We start from the raw sequence: 18112 nt of genomic DNA, 5'->3' as shown, positions 1-18112 counted from the left end.
TCGGCCATTCGGCGCGACCGTCGGATTCACCAACTGACCTGCGGAGACTCGATACCGACCGAGTCGAAGCGATCGGATTCGGGATCGGGATCCGGCAAGCAGGGCCGGACTTCCCGGCAGCAAGCGCCCAACAGCCAGGGCCGCCACAGCTATTGACAGTACTTCGCCGCGAGTCCTCAATATGCAACGCGGTTCAACATCTTCCCACATCGATGTGCGACGGATGGAGCCGCCCCCCTTGAGAGGATTGATCGCACATGCGTAGATTGACCTGTGCGTTAACTGCCTTACTGGCATGGACCGGTACCGCGGCAGCCCTGCCCGGCACACCCGCGGCGGCGGGAGCCGCGGCCGGGCCCTACGTGCTCGAAGCCGAGAGCATGTCGCTGACCAACTTCGCGACGGAGACCGTCGATCACACCTGGAACGGCAAGCCGGTCGACAAAGTCACCTACGTCAGAGGCACGTCGGGACGGCCGAGCACCGCCAGGACGACCTTCAGCGGCGCCGACGGGACGTACGACCTCATCACGCGCTACAACGGCAAGGCCGCGAAGGGGGTGACGTACAAGCTCTCCGTGAACTCCACCGAGGTGGATTCCTGGGAGACGTCCCAGCGCCACGGCCGTGACCACACCGACCCGGTGAACATCGACACCCGGACGTCGAGCAAGGTCACGCTCAAGGCCGGTGACGTCATCGAGCTGACGGCCGCCTCGGCCGGTGAGGTGCCGCGCGTGGACCGGATCACGGTCCAGGCCCACGTCGGTCCACCGACCAGCCCCCTGACCATCGATTCGCCGAACGCGACGTTGAACGACGGCTTCAACTGGGGCAAGAACCGGGCCCTGGGCACGACCTTCTACCCGGGCAACCCGATGATGGGGCACGAACCGGAGTGGTGGCGCCTCAAGGACGCCACCCACACCTCGGTGACCCCCGGCTACTGGGGTGCGTACACCAACCGGGAGTCCTTCTACAACCGGGACATCTCCCACCAGTCCGACGGCGGGCACGCGCTCGGCCTGGACGCCGAGAACTTCAACATGCTGAAGACCTTCGCCGCCGACGCCGACGATCCGGGCCAGAACGGCTGGCCGCTGTGGGCGCACAGTTCGTACGGCGCCGTGTACTACATCGACGGCACCGGGTTCCGGGAGCTGCCGTCGCCGTTCAACCTGATGGCCAAGGCGTACAAGCAGTACCAGTGGACGGGCAACGCCGACTGGATCAACGATCCGACCCTCTCCGCGTACTACGACTCGACGATGGGGAAGTTCCTGACCGACCACGAGGTGGTGTGGGACGACGCGAACCCCTCCGCCGAGCAGCCGGTCCCGAAGAAGCAGGACGGCGAGTACACGGCGACGTACTTCGAGTTCCCGAACGAGAACCTCGTCTCGGCGGCCGACTCGCTCGGTTACCAGTACCAGTCCATGCTCGCCTACTCGGAGATCCTGAAGGCGAAGGGCAACACCGGCGACAGCACGAAGTGGGCCGCCCGGGCCAAGCGGGTGCGCGAGCACTTCGAGTCGAAGTGGTGGGACGCGTCGAACAACCGGTACGTCCGCGGCAAGGACGCGGCCGGTACGGGCTACAGCAGTTGGGGCCACGAGGCCAGCTTCCTGATGATGCTGACGGGCCTCGGCGACCACGGCCCCAGGACCGGCGGCTACCTGGACTTCATCGCCGCCCACGACGACGACCTGAACGTCGAGGCGACCTCCTACCTGCCGGAGATGTACTACCAGTACAACCGGTCCGACGAGGGCTGGGCGTGGCTCAAGAAGCTCATGACCGGCCGCAACAACTACCCGGAGATCTCCTTCCTCGCGGTCAGCAGCGTCACCGACGGCATGATGGGCGTCCAGCCGGACGCCCCGCACGACAAGGTGGCCACCGTCTCCCGGCTGACCCCCGAGACGCCGTGGGTGGAGATCGACCACCTCAAGGTCGGTGACAGCGACCTGAAGCTCAAGCACACCGGTACGACGGCCTCCACGCTGACCAACAGCTCCGGCTCCCCCGTCACCTGGGAGGCCCAGTTCTACGGAACCCCCACCACGATCACCGTGAACGGTGTCGCGCAGACGCCGAAGACCAAGTCCCTCTACGGCAGGACGGTCTCGTACGTGGACGTCCCGGTGGCCGTCGGCGCGTCCGTGACCGCGAGCACCGGCGCCACGGCCGGCGACACCACGGCCCCCAGCGTGCCGACCGGTCTGACGGCGTCCCACGCCACCGCGAACAGCGTGGACCTGAAGTGGACGGCCTCGACCGACGACGTCGGAGTGACCGGCTACCAGATCTACCGGGGCAGCACGCTCGCCGGAACGTCCACGGGCACGGACTTCACCGCCACGGGGCTCACGGCCTCGACGCCGTACTCCTTCACGGTCAAGGCGGTGGACGCCGCCCGGAACACCTCCGGCGCCAGCACCGCCGTCTCCGCCACCACCGCCGGGAGCGGGAGCGGACGGACGGTCGATCTGAGCGACCTCACCTGGAGCGACGCCCACAGCGACTTCGGCACCCCGCGCAAGGACCGGAGCGTCGACGGGAATCCCCTCAGGCTGAACGGCACGGCGTACGCCAAGGGCATCGGCACGCACGCCAACGGCAGCCTCTCGTACGCCCTGAACGGCGCCTACTCGCGGTTCAGGTCGGACGTGGGCGTCGACGACGAGGTCGGTGCGAACGCGACCGTCAGGTTCGAGGTCTGGGGCGACGGAACCAAGCTGTACGAGACCCCGGCGGTGCTGACGCCGACGAGCCCGACCCGGCCCGTCGACGTCAGCATCAAGGGCGTGAGGTCCCTGGTCCTGAAGGTCACCGACGCGGGCGACGGCATCAACAGCGACCACGCCGACTGGGCGGGCGCCACACTCCTGCCGTAGCCACCCGCCCCCGCACCCGCGCCCGCGCTCGGCGAAGGGCCCGCCCGTGCATCAACAGCACCACCGTTCGCCCAGGCGCCGCCCACCGCTCATGGGCGTCTTGAGGCAGTGCCGTGTTCGGCGCGGCGGGCCACGGCGCGCAGTACCTCGATCCTGATGCAGGCCGCCCCGCCCAGTTGGATGAGCAGCCAGTAGGCCCGGAAGGCGCGGCGGGCGTGGGCATCGGTGGAGTGCACCCGGGTCTCGAAGGACAGGAGCGAGCCGTCCGCATCGGGGACGACGCGCAGGCTCAGGGCCGCTTTGGCCCAGCCCGGCGCGTCGAACGCGGTGAACGCCGCGGCGTCCCCCGGGGCGACCGGGGCGGGCTGGGGGCGGATCCTCCAGAACCGGGCGACCATGCCCTTGACCAGTTCCTCGCCGTCCACGGTGACCAGGGTGGGGGTGGGGAAGCTGTCGACGAACGGCCCCTCGACCCGGCCCCGGCCGCCCAGGCGCAGCCGCATCAGCGTCCGGTGGACGGGCAGTTCCCCGACGGTGACCTCGGTCAGTGCCCGCCACACGGTCGCAGGGTCCGCCGCGATCCGCCGGGCGAACCGGGAGCGGAGCTCGTAGGTGGGAAGCAGACGGTCGAGTTCCATCGCATCACTCCGGACAGATCGAGCCAGGCAACCACTCCGCACGCGGTGCGTGCGGCGGCAGGGCCGGCTCGGCAACCGGGCTCCCGGACGCACGCCCGGGTTTCGCAGGCGCCTGTCCGGACCCGGGTCCGCAAGCTATCGGTTCACGCGCACACCGGTAGCGCGGACACTCCCGCTTCCGTACGGCACGGCCGGATGTCACCCGAACAGGAGTCGCGACCGGGTGCCCGGGTCCTCAGGAGATCTTTCCCGCGCTGCGCAGTGCGTCGAGTACCGCGTTGACGGCTGCTGAGGACTGGTCCTCGCCCGTGACCCGGCGGTGGTAGTTCAGTCCGCCCGGGTTCTCCATGTTGATCTCGATCACGTACGGGAAGGCGAGGTCCACACCGACGTAGAAGATGCCGTGATCCATCATGCGTTTGCCCAGTTCTTTTATGAACTCGCTTTCCTCGTCGCTGAGTTGGAGTGCCTCGTAGCGGGCTCCCACAGTGGCGTTGGCGCGGTTGTCGTACTCCTGGTGGAAGCGGAGGAAGCCGGACACCGGAGTGTCTCCGGCGATGATCACCCGCTTCTCGTTGGTGCGCACGTTGGGGATGTACTCCTGCACGACGGCGTGCCGCTCGGACATGCCGATGACTTCCCGGCCGTAACTCACGTAGCTCGAATGGGCGTTGCCGGTGGCGGAGCTGAGGAGTGCGGTGCGGTTGCGGTCCCGTTTGTTGACGACGTACACGTCCGCGCCGCAGCCGCCGTTCGTCGGTTTGACGACCCACGAGCGGTCGGCGTCGGAGTCGACGAGACCGTTGAGGAAGTCGAAGTCGTTGGACACGTACGACACCGGCAGGTGCTCGGGCGGCACGACCACGCCGAGGTTGGTTTTCGTGTTGAGGTAGAAGAGCGAGCTCGCGTCGTTGACGAAGGGCACCCTCTGATTGAGGAGCCACAGCAGTTGGAAGTAGTCCGTGGCGGCGTCCGGGTGGGTGCCCGCGAGGGCCCAGACGAGGTCGAAGTCCTCGGCCGATGCGTGGGGTTCGCTCAGCTCGGGGAATGCTCCTCCGCTCTCGAACTCCTCGGTCAGCCGCATCCGGTCGCACACGACGACCGACTCGTGCACGCCGAGCGTGTCGATGTCACCGATGTGGACCTCGTGCCCCTCCCGGTAGAGGGCGCTGGGGATGATCGAGTGGTTGTCCAGCTTGAATCGGGACGCTTCCGAGACCAGGACCAGAATCTTGTACGGCACGGGTTCGCCTTTCTCGGGCAGGGCAGGGCAGGACAGGACGAGGCAGGACCAAGCAAGGCAGAGAGGGGACGGGAGCGGGGTGGGGGACGCGGGGGCGTCAGCCGGATTTCGGCTCAGGGGCCGCCGGGGCTTCGGCGAGCACCTCGGCAGGGACTTCGGCCGGCTCGTTCAGCTGGTGGACGAGCCATTGCTCCACTTCCAGGAGCCTCTCCTCCACCTGCGCGGCGTCACGGCCGCTCACGATGACGAAGCACAGGTGCGAGGCGCTGTAGGTCGGCAGCGCGTCGGGAGCGATCCCTTCGTTGACCACGTACTCCCGCACCCAGCCGAACGGCGGCCTGCCGGGGATCCGGACCTGGCGGCCCTGCGGCAGGATCGAGAGCGAGCCGTGCACCTCGGCGGGCTCTCCGGTCGGTGGCGGGTCGACGGGCAGGTCGCAGGAGAGGCGCAGCGTGGCCGTGTGCAGGTCCACGCCGTAGGTGGCACGGGTGAGGGCGGGGATGCGGTCGCCGCCGACGCGTGAGGCGATCTCGCAGAACACGAGTGCGTCGTCGGGTGTGTGGAAGACCTCCAGGTGGTACGCGCTCGCCCGCGGGGTGTCGAAGCTTTCGAGCAGCAGGTCGAGGAACGCTTCGAGGCGGACGGCGAGCGGATCCCGGGGCAGCAGCTGCACCGATCCGTTGTTGTGGCCCGAGAACACGCCCAGGCAGCTGCGCAGGTAGCGGGACGAGGCCACGAACCGGTAGCCGTCCGCCAGGACCGCGTCGACGTGGTACATCGTCCCCTCGATGAATTCCTCGGCCATGAGGTCCTCGCGCCAGGGGCGGCGGCTGAACGCGAGGAGGTCCTCCTCGCTCCGCAGCACCACGATGTCGCGCGCCCCGCCCTGACTGACGGGCTTGACGACGACCGGGAAGGCCTCCTTCGCGATGAAGTCCGTCAGGTCGACGATCGTGTTCAGCCTGACGAAGCGGGGGGTCCGCACGACGCGGCCGGCGACCTCCTTCATGACCGCCTTGTCGCGGAACGAGCGGGCGCTGACCACGGACTGGCCGGGGATGCCCAGGTCCGCCCGTATGCGTGCGGCCCGTTCGAGGTCGTACTCGTTGTCCGTGACGATGTGGGTGAACGGCCTTTCCCCGGCAAGGCGACGGATCATCAGTTCCACGTACGGCACGGACTCGCAGTCCTCGACGTACTCGTACCCGCCCAGGTTCTCGGTGTTCTTCAGCTGGTGGTGGCTGAACACCCGCAGGTGTGGGAGCGCGTCGGGGAACATGGCGCTGTAGTCGAGGTGGGGGCTGTAGTTGATGACGGCAACGTGGGTCATGGGTCGTCGGCCTCGTGTGTCGCGGGCGGAGGGTGCGGGCGTCGCGGGCGGAGCGTGCGGGCGTCAGCGGTGGCAGCGTCGGTGGTGGGAGCGTCAGCGGTACGGGCGTCAGTGCAGGCGGCGGCTTCCGGCGGCGGCGCGGTAGCGGATGTCCCACTGGTTGCGCCGTACGTAGGTCCGCTGCAGCCAGCGGTCCCGGCCGTCGTAGCGTGCCGTGAAGCTCGAACGGGCGTGCAGGCCCTTGCGGTTGTTGATCAGGAGGGCTTCGCCGGGGCGCAGGAAGACCTCGTGCGCCACTTCCCGGCAAGCCACCTGGAGCCTGTCGAGGGCGTCGCGCGCCTCGTCGGTCAGCGGGTGGACGCCGTTGGCGGCGGCGACGGCCTCCGGGAACGCCTCGGGGCCGCTGATCATGGGCACCGGGTCGGAGAGCGTCTCGGCGCCGCCCGCCACGTCGCGGACGTAGCTGCCGGGTGCGTTCATCCGGAACAGGGGGCTGCGCAGGGTCCGGAGCGTGCGCTCGTCGACGGCCCGGCAGATGTCGCGGGCGTCCGCGTAGTACGTCCCCGCGACCCCGTCGTGATCGGCCCGCAGGCAGCTGAGGACCAGGAAGTCGGGGCTGGCCAGGTCGTACCTGCCGGTGGCGTCGTGGACGATGTCGTTGTGGAAGTTGAGGAAGACCGACGATCCCTGGTTGGTCTGGGTCGTGGCCCCGCCCGCGACGGGGATCACGTCGTGCACCAGCCGGCCGTTCTTCTCCGTCGCGAAGCCGACGGGCTCCCCGATGAGGCCGCTCAGCCCGAGCAGCACCCCCTCTGCCGTGAACGTGGCCTTGTCCCGGCTGGGCCCGCCGTCCCGCGGGGTGTCGGGCAGCAGGGCGTCGACGGGCAGATTGCGTACGTGTCCCACGCCGGGAGTGTCGGAGTGCCTGCCGAAGTCCAGAATCAACTGGAGCGTGGACGTGGGGAGTTGGGAGAACACCTGGAGACAGCGGGCCATCGACCAGTCGACGTCGACGGTCGGGTCGGGTGTGGCCAGTTGTGCGCCGAGGGTGTCGCGGACGCGGTCGTTCAGGCGTATCTCGACGAGTGTGCGGGACGTGGTCTCCACCGGGTCGGTGACGGTCATGAACGAACTCCTGCTGTTCGTCGGCCCGCTGGGGGGCCGGTCGGATCGGATGCGGGGGCGGGCAGGTTGTTGTGCAGCTTCTGCGCGAGCCGTACCGCTTCGTCGTCGTCCTCGGCGAGGTGGACGGTCGGGGTGCCGCCCCGGATCGCGGTCACGGGGATTCCCGCGACCACTCCCGGTGCGAGACCGTGCCGGCGCTCGGACTCCCCCGGGTCGGCGTAGCCGCCGATCAGCACCACCTCGGGGCGCTCGTCCAGCCGGACCGTGTCGAGCCCGTCGGACCGGAACGCGTGGTGTGCCCGGTCCGCCGTCGGGTGGTCGGGGTAACGGTGCACGGTGGAACGGAGGTTGAGGACGACCGCGTCGGCGGGAGAGCCGTGGGCCCCGATGACGGTGCCGGACGCGAACGGCGCCTTGTTGAGCCGGCAGACGAGGGTGACGCCGTGGCATTCGGCGAGCCGCACCGCCCGGCGGTGCAGGACCTTGGCCCCGTGCCGCGACATGAGGGCGGCGTCGCTGTAGGAGACCCGGTCGAGCAGTCGGGTGCCCGCGACCCGGTAGGGGTCGCTGCTGTGGATGCCCGCGACGTCCGAGTGGATCTCGCACTGGGCCGCGCCCAGGGCCACGGCCACGGCCACGGCGGACAGGTCGGAGCTGTTCTTCCCCAGCCAGGTGGGTCTGCCCTGCCGGTCGACGGCCTGTCCACCCGGCACCACCACCACCTCGTGTGCGGCGAGGGCTCGTCGCAGGGGCTTGGGGTCGATGTGCCGCAGCCGGGCCCACATGAAGGTCTCGTCGGTGGTGAGACCGACCTCGTGCCCGGCGAGTACGGTGGCCCGCCTGCCGATGCCGTGCAGCGCGGCGGACAGCAGGTGGGCGCTGACGGTGTCGGCGAGGGTGAGCAGGCCCGCCACCCGGTCGTCGGACGGTTGGGGGTCCACCTGGTGCAGCCGGTCGCGCAGCCCTTCCGTCTCGCCCGGCATCGCGCTGACCACGACCGCCAGGGGGCCTGCCCCGGTGTCGAGCCGTGCGGACAGGGACCGGGCGAGTTCCTCGTACGCCGCGGGCGTCGTGAAGCTGGAACCGCCGAACTTGAGCACGGTGGGGGCGCCCGAGGTCTTGGGCGCGGCGGGCGTGCCTGAGGTCGCGGGGGCGCTCACAGGGTCCTCCGGCCGACGAGTTCCTCCGCGATCTGCAACGCGTTCAGGGCGGCCCCGATGCGCAGGTTGTCCGCCACCACCCAGAGCCAGAAGCCGCGCGGATTGTGCGGTGCCACCCGGATCCGTCCCACGTGGACGTGGTTGGGCGTGCCCGCCGTACGCGGTGTGGGGAAGGCGCCGGGCCGGTCCTTGTCGTGGACGGTCACTTCGGGCTGCGCGGCGAGCAGCCGTACGAGTTCGTCGCGGTCCACCACGTCGTCGCACTCGATCCAGGCCGCCTCCGCATGGCCGTTGACCACGGGAACGCGGACGCAGGTGGTGGTGAGGTCGAGGTGCGGCAGGCCGAGGATCTTGCGGGACTCCTGGAGCATCTTCTGCTCCTCCAGGGTGAATCCGGTGTCCAGCAGTTCGTCGATGAAGGGGACGACGTCGAAGGCGAGCGCGGGGCTGAACTGCTCGGCCGGCGGCCGGGCGCCGGGGTCCGCCAGCAGGATCCGGCTGGCTTCGCGCAGTTCCGCGATGCCGGAGTGGCCCCTCCCGGAGGCGGCCTGGTAGGTGCTCACCACCACCTGCCTGATGCCCCAGCGTTCCTCGACCGGTCGCAGGAGCCGCACCAGCGGGATGGTGGAGCAGTTGGGGTTGGCGACGATGCCGCTGTCCGGTCTGCGGTCCAGTGTGTCCGCGTTGACCTGCGGCACCACCAGGGGGGTGTCCGGGTCCATCCGGAAGGCGTTGGTGTTGTCGATGACCAGGGCGCCCTGGGCGGTGGCGCGGGGCGCCCACTTCTGGCTGACGGAGCCGCCCGCGGAGAAGAAGGCCAGGTCGGTGTCCGAGAAGTCGAAGGTCTCCAGGTCCTCGACCCGGTAGGTGCTGCCGTCGACGGTGAGTTCCCGGCCGGCCGACCGGGCGGAGGCCACCAGGCGGACGTCCCGGAAGGGGAAGCCCCGCTCCTCGATGAGCCTGGCCAGGGTGGAGCCGACCGCGCCGGTGGCACCGACCAGGGCGATGCGCGGGGCGGAGTCGCTGGATGTGAGGGGCATGGTCCTTCTCTCGTCGTTGCGGTGTCGACCGGTGCGGTGTCGACCGGTGCGGTGTCGACCGGTGCGGTGTCGACAGGGTGGGAGCCGGGGGTCTCGGGGGGAGGCCGGGCACGGGTCACACGAGATGTGCCAGGACTCCGCGCAGAGCGTCGGGCCGCTCGCGCACGGGCAGGGGGTCGACGAAGTGGACGGTGGAGCCCAGGGCCGCGGCTCCGGCGTCGGCGTGCCTGTCGTCCCCGACCATCGCCACGTCCTCGGGGGCCAGGCCCAGGTGCGCGTAGGCGGCCAGGAAGGGGCCGGGGTCGGGCTTCTGCACGCCGTGCTCGAAGGACAGCACGTACGCGTCGACGTACGGGTCCATCCCGTGGTGGCGGAAGACGGGCCTGAGGTCCCAGCCGATGTTGCTCACCACCACCACTCCCACACCGTGGTCGCGCAGCGTGGCGAGCACGTCCCGGGTGTCCGGGTAGGGCTGCCAGGCGGGAGCGGTCATGTGCCGGGCGTAGAGGTCGTCGACGAGCTCGGGCCAGGGCAGTCCCGCGGCGTGCAGCAGGCCCGTGTAGGCCGCCCGGTGGCGTACGGCGTCCAGGTCCCGCTCCTCCCAGAGCCGGGTCAGTTCCGGGCCCGCGGCGCGGGGTGCGGGCCCTCCGGGGACGGCCCCGAAGTCCGTCAGCCGGCGCGCCCACTGCACGATCTCGTGGTCGGGGACGCTCCGGCCGGCGCCCCGGAGGACGGCTCGCAGCCAGCTCTCCGCGTCCTCCAGGTGGAAGAGCGTGCTGGAGAAGTCGAACATGCATCCTTTGACTGCCATGGGATCTCTCTCGTCGTGTGCGGTCTGCGGCATTTCGTGTGCGGCCTGCGGCCCGGTCGCGGGGTCAACCGGTCGCGGGGTCAACCGGGCGCGGGAGCCGACCGGTTGCGGTGCAGCAGGTGGCCGAGCAGGGCGGCCAGGGCTGCCAGTGCGGCGATCGTGGTGAGCGCGCCCGGCAGTCCGAAGCCCTCGGCGAGCAGGCCGATGCAGGGCGGGCCGAGCAGGATGCCGGAGTAGCCGAGGGTGGAGGCCACCGCGACGCCCTGGGGTCCGCCGAGGGCGCCGGCTCCGCCGACCGCGACGGGGAAGACGTTGGCGAGGCCCAGGCCGGTCACCGCGTATCCGAGCAGGACCAGCCACAGCTGCGGGGCCAGGGCTCCGACGAGCATCCCGGTCGCGGCGAGCAGCCCGCCGTGGACCAGGACGCGGGTGGCGCCCAGCCGTTCGATGAGCCGGGTGCCCGCCATGCGGGAGACCGTCATCGTCAGGGCGAAGACCGCGTATCCGGCTGCTGCCGTACCGGGTCCCGTGTGCAGGTCGGCGGAGAGGTGCAGCGCGCCCCAGTCCGCCATCGCGCCCTCCCCGTACGCCGTGCAGAGCGTGATCAGTCCGTAGACGACGATGATCGGACGCACCCGTCCTGCGGCTGCCGGGCCGGGAGCGGTGTGTTCCTGGCCGGCCCGCGGTCCGTCGGCGGCCGGGACGGGGGTGCGCAGCAGCGCCCGGCCCGCGCAGGCCGTCACGAGCAGGCCGGCCGTCGTCAGCAGCAGCAGATGGGGAAGCGGGCCCAGGTGGGGGGCGAGGATGCCGCCGAGTCCCGCGCCCGCGAGGCCGCCGGCGCTGAAGGCCGCGTGGAACGACGGCAGGATGGGGCGGCGGACGGCTTCGGCCAGTTCCACGGCCGCGGCGTTGAAAGCCACGTTGAGGCCGCCGTACGCGGCTCCGAACACCAGGAGCACGAGGCCGAGCTGCCAGGCGGTGTGGGTCAGCGGCGGAAGGGCGACCGACAGGGACAGCAGGGCTGCGGTCGCCACCGTCACCGGGTGGTTGCCGTAGCGGCGGCAGAGCCGTCCGGCGAGCAGCATGGTGGTCACGGAGCCCACCGAGACGCCCAGCAGGGCCAGTCCCAGCTCGCCGGCCGAGGCATCGACCTGTTCCTTGATGGCGGGGATGCGCACCACCCAGCCGGCGAACACGAATCCGTCGAGGGCGAAGAAGATGCTGATCGCCCAGCGCAGCCGGGTCACGGTGGCCGGGGCGGGAGGGGGACTGGTCGGGCCGGTGGCCGTGAGCTGGTCCATGGGTTCACCCGTTTCCGTGAGGTACTTCGTCTGCGGCCTGCGGGGCGACAGCCTTTTCGCCGCGCAGACGGGTGCGCGTGCTGGTGCGGGTGCGGGTGACGAGGACGACGAGCACGGTCGCGGCGAGTGCCTGGAGGGAGGCGTACAGCCAGAACTCCTCGGCCTCGCCGCCTGCCTGGGCGCTCGCGTACAGCCCACCGCCGATGACGCCGCTGCTGAAGGACCCGATGCCGAGGGCCAGACGCTGACTCCCGACGGCGAGCACCGGGCGGCCGGGGACGGCCCGCAGCGCTTCCAGGTCGTTCTTGAGGAAGATGACGCTCTCCCCCACGCTCAGCAGCGCGGTTCCCAGCAGGACGCACAGCACTCCGGGCAGGGAGAGGACGAAGAGCCCGAGCGTGAGGGCGGGGAAGGCGACGAGGGCGGCGGTGGAGTAGCGGGCTCTGCCGATCCACTGAGCCGCCAGTGGCTGTCCGAGGATGACGAGCACGCTGTTGAGCACGAGGGCCAGGCTGTAGAGGACTGCCGAGTGGCTCCCGGTGACGAAGACGCCGAGGTAGTTCTGGAAGAACCAGAAGATGTACGCGGCCACCAGGGCGACCATCGCCGGCGCGGTGAGGAAGGCCTTCGCCCAGTCGTCGCGACCTCCCGCCCGGGCGGTCGCGGGCGCTCCCGCCGGCTGGGGCAGCAGGACCGCGTGGAGCAGGGTCAGCACACCGAACATCACCGTCACCACGGTGAACACGAGGAGCGGCCGGCTGACGATCAGCAGCCCGGAGACGAGGGTGCCCAGGGCGATGCCGGTGCTCAGTGCCGAGTTGTTCACCGACAGGAGCACCGGCCGGTGCTCGTCGCGCACTTCCGTGACGAGGTAGGCCTTGTTGGCCGGCGAGTAGAGGGCGTCGCCGCCCGCCGTGAGCAGTACGGCGACGACGGCGGCCGGGGTCGAGGACAGTCCGACGGTGAACAGGCCGAACCCGCAGGTGCGGACGGTGAGACCGATGATCATGGCCCTCTTGAGGCCGATGCGTTCGGCGATGAGTCCGCCGCCGAGGCAGCCGGCGAACTGCACGAAGGACGTGATCCCCAGCAGCACGCCGACGGTGCCCATGGCCATGCCCAGGCGGTCGTGCAGCAGGATCGCCAGGAAGGGCAGCACCATGAAGCTGCCGAGCGGCATGAAGAACGAGGTGGCCAGGAGGAAGCGCAGGTTGGCGGGCAGTCCGGTCAGTCCGGACCACACCTCAGAACGCCGGATGCCAGACATGGCCGTCCTCGAACTCGACCCAGTACGTACGCTCGATCTCCCGCTTGGTGCGGTCGGCCGCGGCGTGGTCCGGCAGGCGCAGCCAGATGAGCCCGGGCCGTTTGGTGTTGGCGGCGACGGGCAGCGGCACCTCGCCCGGCCTGATGTCGATCTCGAAGTCGTCCACTCCGGGGACGGAGCGCAGCAGTTCGGGGTCGGCGGTGCGCAGCACCCGCTTCCGCGGCGGTATCAGGGAGAGGACCATGCCCACGGCGGTGGTCGGGGGGAGGTGGGGGGAAGCGACCTGTTCGCCGCCGGGCAGGAGGCTGCGCAGGACGACGGCGATCTCGTCGACTCCGCCCGCGTGTTCGACCATCCGGAAGATCCGGAAGCCGCCGATGCGGGTCTGCGACTCGATGATCACGGGGCGTCCGCCCGGGGCGACCTTGACCTCGGTGTGCGTGAGCCCCCAGGTGTGGCCGATCGCGTCGAGGAAGTCCAGGACCGTGCTGCTGATGCGGGACACGTGCCGGTCGTGGGGGGCCGGTGGCGGCACGGCGATCTCGGTGATGGCCAGATTGGGGTACGGGGAGAGGCGGCACAGCGAGATTCCCGCGACCGCGTGCCGGCCGCCGAGCGTGACGGTCTCCACGCTGTAGAGCTCGCTGCCTTCGACCAGTTCCTCGGCCAGGTAGGGCCCGTCCGTCCAGAACTGCGGGTCGTCCAGCGCCGCGCGCAGCTCCTCGGGGGTGGACAGCTGACGCACCCCGACGCTTCCGGAGCCGGCGACGGGCTTGACGATCAGGGGCAGACCGGCGCGGGCGTGGAACTTCGCGAGGCCTTCCGCGTCGGCGACCCTGGCCCAGGCGAGGTCGAGCCCGGGGTGCTCGGCCAGGATGCCGCGCATCCGGTCCTTGTAGCGGGTCGATGCGACGGAGGTCAGGGGCAGGCCCTTGATTCCGAGTGCGTCGGCGATGACGGCGGAGCTCTCCAGGCCCATCTCGCCGAAGGACACGCTGGCGTCGAGGGGGTGCTGTGCGTGGATGTCGCGGGCGGCCTCCAGGGCCGCGACGACTTGTTCGGCGGGCATTTCGCGGACGAACCGGCAGCGGGCCAGGACTTCTCGGTCCGCCGGGCCGAAGCCCTCGGTGGCCCCGATGAAGCTGACGTCGAAGCCGAGGGAGAGCGCGGTTTCGAGGACTCCTGCCCAGCCGCTGAGGACGAGGAGGTGCGGGGTGTGCTCAGTCACGGTCGTCACCCTTCATTCGGACCTGGATCTCACCTGCGGCGGACAGCGCGTTCTGCAGGGCCAGTTCGGAGGTCGCGCCGATGGCCATCAGGACGGCGACGCAGCCGTCCTGATGGGTGACGGTGCGGATGTCGGCGCCGGCGGGCAGCGCCGGGTACAGGACCGGGGTGCCCGGGTGGCCGGTGAGGTTCTCCTGCCCCTCGCAGCCCAGGTAGGTGCCGGGCCACGGTGCGTAGAGGCGTACGTGGGCCGCGCCGTGGCCGGGCGTCGGCAGCGTGTCCATGAGGGCCGGTCGGCGGCGCAGCGCGAGGTCGAGGAAGCTCTCGTACAGGTTGACGCCCAGTGTCTGCGAGATCTCCTCGCCGATCAGTGCGCCGCCGAGCCTGGGGTTGATCTCGACGACTTCGAATCCCCGGTTGCCCAGGATGAATTCGAGGTGGGCGAAGCCCTCGGTGTGCCCCACGGCCTCAAGCACCTGCACGGCCCACTGTTCGACCTCCTTCGCGAGGCCGGGCGGCAGGGCGACGGGGAAGCCGAGGGCCTCCTCCCGGAAGACGGGCGGCGGGGAGAGGACCCGGCTGCTGACGCCCAGCACTCTGGTCCTGCCCTCCCAGCTGAGGGTCTCGACGCTGTACAGCGGCCCCAGGAAGTACGGCTCCGCGGTCAGCCGGCCGCGCAGGGTGCAGTGCCCGGCCTCGGCGAGCACCGCCTCCAGTTCGGCGGCCGTGCGGGCCAGCCAGACGTGTTCGCTGCCGGTGCCCGCGCTGTCCTTGACCACGAGGGGCAGGCCGACCGCGGCGGCCAGGGACTCGGCGTCCTGGGTGCCGATGGGGGTGCCGTCGGCGCCGGAGAGTCCTCGCCCGTGGAGGCGCCTGCGCAGCCGGGTCTTGTCCCTGACCAGCCGTACGCAGTCGGGGTCGGGCCCGGCGAGGCCCAGTTGTTCGCGGACGGCGAGGGACACCAGGCTCCAGGTGTCCGTCGTGCTGAGGAGGCCCGCGACGTCGCCGATGCGCAGGACGGTGGCGATCACCTCGGCCACGTCGTGGGTGTTCACGTCGTGGATCACCAGGTGGGGGCTGTCGGCGTCGGACAGCTCGTGCAGGTATTCCGACCTGTCGCAGGTCAGGAGGTGAACGGTCAGCCCCTGTTCTGCCGCGGCGGTCACCAGTCGGCGCAGGCCGAACTGCAACCACTCCAGGGCGACGACGTTGCGGCCCGTGGGCGTGTTCACTGCTGGTACTCCTTGATTCGGGGAAGAGCGGGCCGGCGCTCCCAGTCCATGACGGACCACGGGAGGGCGAGCAGGTCCAGGGAGTCGATGCGGGACGGCGCCAGTCCCTCGATGCCGTCGGCGGCGGAGGCCTGCGCGTAGACGCTGTCGGCGTAGCGGTGCCCGGTGTCCGCGGCGATGAAGACGACGGGGCGCCCGGGAGCGCGGGCGGCCTCCCAGCCTGCGGCGAGGTAGTTGCACCCCGAGGACATCCCCGCGTAGACGCCGTGCCGGCGGAAGAGGTCGGCGGTGGCGGCCACCGCGCTGCTGTAGCCGATCCAGTGCACCCGGTCGTAGAGCTCGTGGCGCACGTTGCCCATGACGATGGGGCTTCCGATGCCGGAGATGCTGGCCACCGGGTCCTCGACCGGGTCGCTGCCGAAGGTGACGCTCTCGAAGGGCTGCACGCCGACGAGTTCGACGTCGCTGTTGAACAGTCGCAGGTAGGTGCTGAGGCCGCCGGTGGAAGCTCCTGTTCCGACGCCGCCGACGAGGGTGAGCGGCTCGCCGCCGAATTCCTTCTGCAGCAGTTCGGCGCATTCGCGGTATCCGAGGTAGTGCACGTGGTCGTGGTACTGCCGCATCCAGTACACGTCGTCCTCGGTGGCGAGGATCTCGGCGACCCGTGCCAGCCGGGCCGCCTGGTCCATTTTGTCGACCAGCGGCCCGGGCGGGATCTCCACCTGGTCGACCCGGACGCCCAGCATCTCGAACTGACGGCGAATAGTGGCGTCGACCTTTTCCGAGCAGACGATGCGGCACTTCATTCCGTACTTACGGCAGGCCAGCGCCAGCGAATATCCGTAGGTTCCGCTCGAACTGTCCATCAGGGTGTCGCCCGTGGAGACGGCGCCCGTGGCCAGAAGGTGCCGTACGGCCTCCAGTGCCGAATAGAGCTTCATCATTTCGAAGCGCAACACAAAGGTGTTGCTGTCCAGCCGAATCACATCCGGCTGCTTCATCGCGTCCGCGATGTGATCGAACACGTCACGATCCGTTCTCTCGAAAGGGGCATGACCGGGCCGGTGTCCCGGGGAAAGGGGAAACCCGTCGTGGAATTCGTCGCATTCCCCCGGGAGGACGGTGGGGCGGGCGGTGGGGAGTACGGCGGGGCGGGTGTGGCCGGCATCGGGGGAACGGCCGGCCACACCCCGTCGGAGGGGCGGCTGTCAGGCGGCCACGCCGACGGCCCCGGCGTCGGCGGTGATGCCGAAGGTGCGGTGCGCGGTACGGGTGATCAGGTAGTGGATGTCCTCTTCGGACAGCCCGTTGGCCCTGGCGTTGGCGATGTGCAGGGCCAGGGGCTGTGAGCCGGCCGCGACCACGCCGTTCTCCTCGTACCACAGGCCGTTGTCACCGGTGTGGTGCAGCGGACGGCCGCCGAGCCGGGCGGAGTCGCACCTGTCGGTCATGATCATCGCGTTGCGCGGGCCCATCAGCTGGACGGCGCGGGTGGCCAGCGCCAGGTCCACGTGCTCGCCGTCGAAGTTGATGCACGCGGAGATCCGGCAGTTGACCGCCTGCCTGATGATGGCGCCGGGCACGGGCCCCGCGACCTCGCTGATGTTGTCCAGGGTCCAGTTGGGCACGTCGTACGACTCGATGATCCGGTCGCGCTCACGGCGGGCCCGCTCGGTCCTGAAGGCGTGCCGGATGTTGAGCGGCATGTCGTTGAACAGGTGGTCGGTGGTGACCCGCACCCCGGTGCCGCTCCACTCCGACCGGTAGGCCGTCTCCACGATCGCGTCCACCGTGTCCGCGCTGCGCCGCGGGTCGTCACGGGTGAAGTGGCCGAGCGCCGGGCGCACTCCGCGGGCCAGCAGCGTCGGCACGATCCAGGAGAAGTCGCTGGTGCGCAGGTTGGGGTCGTCGTGGAGGACGGACTCGGGCGAGTAGGCGTCGGGGGACACGACGGTGTAGGCCAGGCCGTACTCGCCCAGGCCTGCCAGTTGCTCCCACTCGGCCCGGCTGGGCGCCCAGACGGTGGAGGTGGGTGTGCCGCCGCGGTGCGACAACAGGGGGCCCTCCAGTGCCACTCCGGGCACGTGGGGCAGCAGTCCGTCGCGCCGCATGGCGGCGTACCGGCGCATGAACTGCTCGAACTCGCCGAGGCGGTCACGGTGCAGGTACATCGTCGGCAGGGCGGACACGCCCTCGCTCGCGCACCACCGGTCGAGACGGGTCAGGTCGACGCGGGTGAAGTCGGAGAAGTCGACGTCTCCGAATCCGTGGCAGTGCACCTCCACCGGACGCATGCCGTTCTCGTCCAGCTCGAACGGTTTCACACTGGGTGCGGCTTCTGTCGAACTCATCTCTCAAAGCTCCCTCTTCGGTCGGGTCACCTTGATTCTGGGACCCCCGCGGCTCCGGTATCCAGTCCGGATCATGGTCATGAAGCTGCATTGCAGGTTGCTGAAGGAGCGGAAAGCAGGGGGCTCCGGCGTATTGTCACCCTGCCGGGTCGCCGACCCATTCCGGATGCTGCAGGCATGAACCATCGGGAATTCGATGGGAATTCACCGACCGTCGGCGCTGCCCGCCCCCTCCATTCCTCGGGAGCGAACTTCCATGTCTTCTTCTGCGCTCATCACCGATACGCCCAAGTCCGACCGGGAAAAACCTGAGCCCCGACGGGTGCTTGTTTCCAGCGTCTCGTCCGATTCCCACACGTGGAATCTCGTGTATCTGCAGTTGGTGCTCGAAGAGCTCGGCCACGAGGTGCGCAACATCGGCGCCTGCGTGCCCGACGACCTGCTGCTCGAAGAGTGCCTCGCCCATCGCCCCGCCCTGGTGGTGATCAGC

At 70.1% G+C, this 18112-nt stretch carries 15 protein-coding genes; 2 read left to right on the top strand and 13 right to left on the bottom strand.

Going from position 1 to position 18112, the window contains the following annotated elements; all coding sequences use genetic code 11:
* Positions 1 to 380 precede the first annotated feature (380 nt).
* Complete coding sequence (locus ACWGIG_RS13920; RefSeq protein ID WP_453321798.1) at positions 381 to 2897, top strand: NPCBM/NEW2 domain-containing protein; 2517 nt, start codon at positions 381 to 383, stop codon at positions 2895 to 2897.
* Between the two features lie 89 nt (positions 2898 to 2986).
* Here ACWGIG_RS13920 and ACWGIG_RS13915 read toward each other — a convergent pair whose 3' ends face one another.
* From ACWGIG_RS13915 to ACWGIG_RS13855, 13 genes are all read right to left on the bottom strand, one after another.
* Complete coding sequence (locus ACWGIG_RS13915; protein ID WP_453321797.1) at positions 2987 to 3535, bottom strand: hypothetical protein; 549 nt, start codon at positions 3533 to 3535, stop codon at positions 2987 to 2989.
* A gap of 235 nt (positions 3536 to 3770) precedes the next feature.
* On the bottom strand, positions 3771 to 4778 hold the full coding sequence (locus ACWGIG_RS13910) for an ATP-grasp domain-containing protein (protein WP_453321796.1): 1008 nt from the start codon (positions 4776 to 4778) through the stop codon (positions 3771 to 3773).
* A gap of 97 nt (positions 4779 to 4875) precedes the next feature.
* On the bottom strand, positions 4876 to 6108 hold the full coding sequence (locus ACWGIG_RS13905) for an ATP-grasp domain-containing protein (protein WP_453321795.1): 1233 nt from the start codon (positions 6106 to 6108) through the stop codon (positions 4876 to 4878).
* A 108-nt stretch (positions 6109 to 6216) separates the two neighbouring features.
* Positions 6217 to 7233, bottom strand: a complete 1017-nt coding sequence (locus tag ACWGIG_RS13900) for a TauD/TfdA family dioxygenase (RefSeq protein ID WP_453321794.1) — start codon at positions 7231 to 7233, stop codon at positions 6217 to 6219.
* Positions 7230 to 8393 (bottom strand): amino acid kinase family protein, encoded by a 1164-nt coding sequence (locus ACWGIG_RS13895; protein WP_453321793.1) that lies wholly within the window; start codon positions 8391 to 8393, stop codon positions 7230 to 7232. The genes ACWGIG_RS13900 and ACWGIG_RS13895 overlap by 4 nt, the downstream gene beginning before the upstream one ends.
* Positions 8390 to 9433, bottom strand: coding sequence for an aspartate-semialdehyde dehydrogenase (locus tag ACWGIG_RS13890; RefSeq protein ID WP_453321792.1), 1044 nt, complete (start codon positions 9431 to 9433; stop codon positions 8390 to 8392). Before ACWGIG_RS13890 ends, ACWGIG_RS13895 begins: the two co-directional genes overlap by 4 nt.
* A 115-nt stretch (positions 9434 to 9548) precedes the next feature.
* Positions 9549 to 10244: an HAD family hydrolase gene (locus tag ACWGIG_RS13885; RefSeq protein ID WP_453321791.1), complete on the bottom strand. Its 696-nt coding sequence runs from the start codon at positions 10242 to 10244 to the stop codon at positions 9549 to 9551.
* 80 nt (positions 10245 to 10324) lie between these two features.
* On the bottom strand, positions 10325 to 11545 hold the full coding sequence (locus ACWGIG_RS13880; protein ID WP_453321790.1) for an MFS transporter: 1221 nt from the start codon (positions 11543 to 11545) through the stop codon (positions 10325 to 10327).
* 4 nt (positions 11546 to 11549) lie between these two features.
* Positions 11550 to 12812, bottom strand: coding sequence for an MFS transporter (locus tag ACWGIG_RS13875; RefSeq protein WP_453321789.1), 1263 nt, complete (start codon positions 12810 to 12812; stop codon positions 11550 to 11552).
* Positions 12790 to 14040: an ATP-grasp domain-containing protein gene (locus ACWGIG_RS13870; protein ID WP_453321788.1), complete on the bottom strand. Its 1251-nt coding sequence runs from the start codon at positions 14038 to 14040 to the stop codon at positions 12790 to 12792. The genes ACWGIG_RS13875 and ACWGIG_RS13870 overlap by 23 nt, the downstream gene beginning before the upstream one ends.
* On the bottom strand, positions 14033 to 15271 hold the full coding sequence (locus ACWGIG_RS13865) for an ATP-grasp domain-containing protein (protein ID WP_453321787.1): 1239 nt from the start codon (positions 15269 to 15271) through the stop codon (positions 14033 to 14035). Before ACWGIG_RS13865 ends, ACWGIG_RS13870 begins: the two co-directional genes overlap by 8 nt.
* The gene (locus tag ACWGIG_RS13860; protein ID WP_453321786.1) at positions 15268 to 16296 is read right to left on the bottom strand and encodes a pyridoxal-phosphate dependent enzyme; all 1029 of its coding nucleotides are present in this window, start codon (positions 16294 to 16296) and stop codon (positions 15268 to 15270) included. Before ACWGIG_RS13860 ends, ACWGIG_RS13865 begins: the two co-directional genes overlap by 4 nt.
* A gap of 183 nt (positions 16297 to 16479) precedes the next feature.
* On the bottom strand, positions 16480 to 17622 hold the full coding sequence (locus tag ACWGIG_RS13855) for a hypothetical protein (protein WP_453321785.1): 1143 nt from the start codon (positions 17620 to 17622) through the stop codon (positions 16480 to 16482).
* A 256-nt stretch (positions 17623 to 17878) separates the two neighbouring features.
* Between ACWGIG_RS13855 and ACWGIG_RS13850 the strand changes: the two genes are divergently transcribed.
* Positions 17879 to 18112 (top strand): cobalamin-dependent protein (locus ACWGIG_RS13850; protein ID WP_453321784.1); only part of this gene is annotated, 234 nt, incomplete at its 3' end.

The organism is Streptomyces sp. NPDC054863, from assembly GCF_053610825.1.
This window is presented reverse-complemented; position numbering and strand designations above follow the sequence as displayed.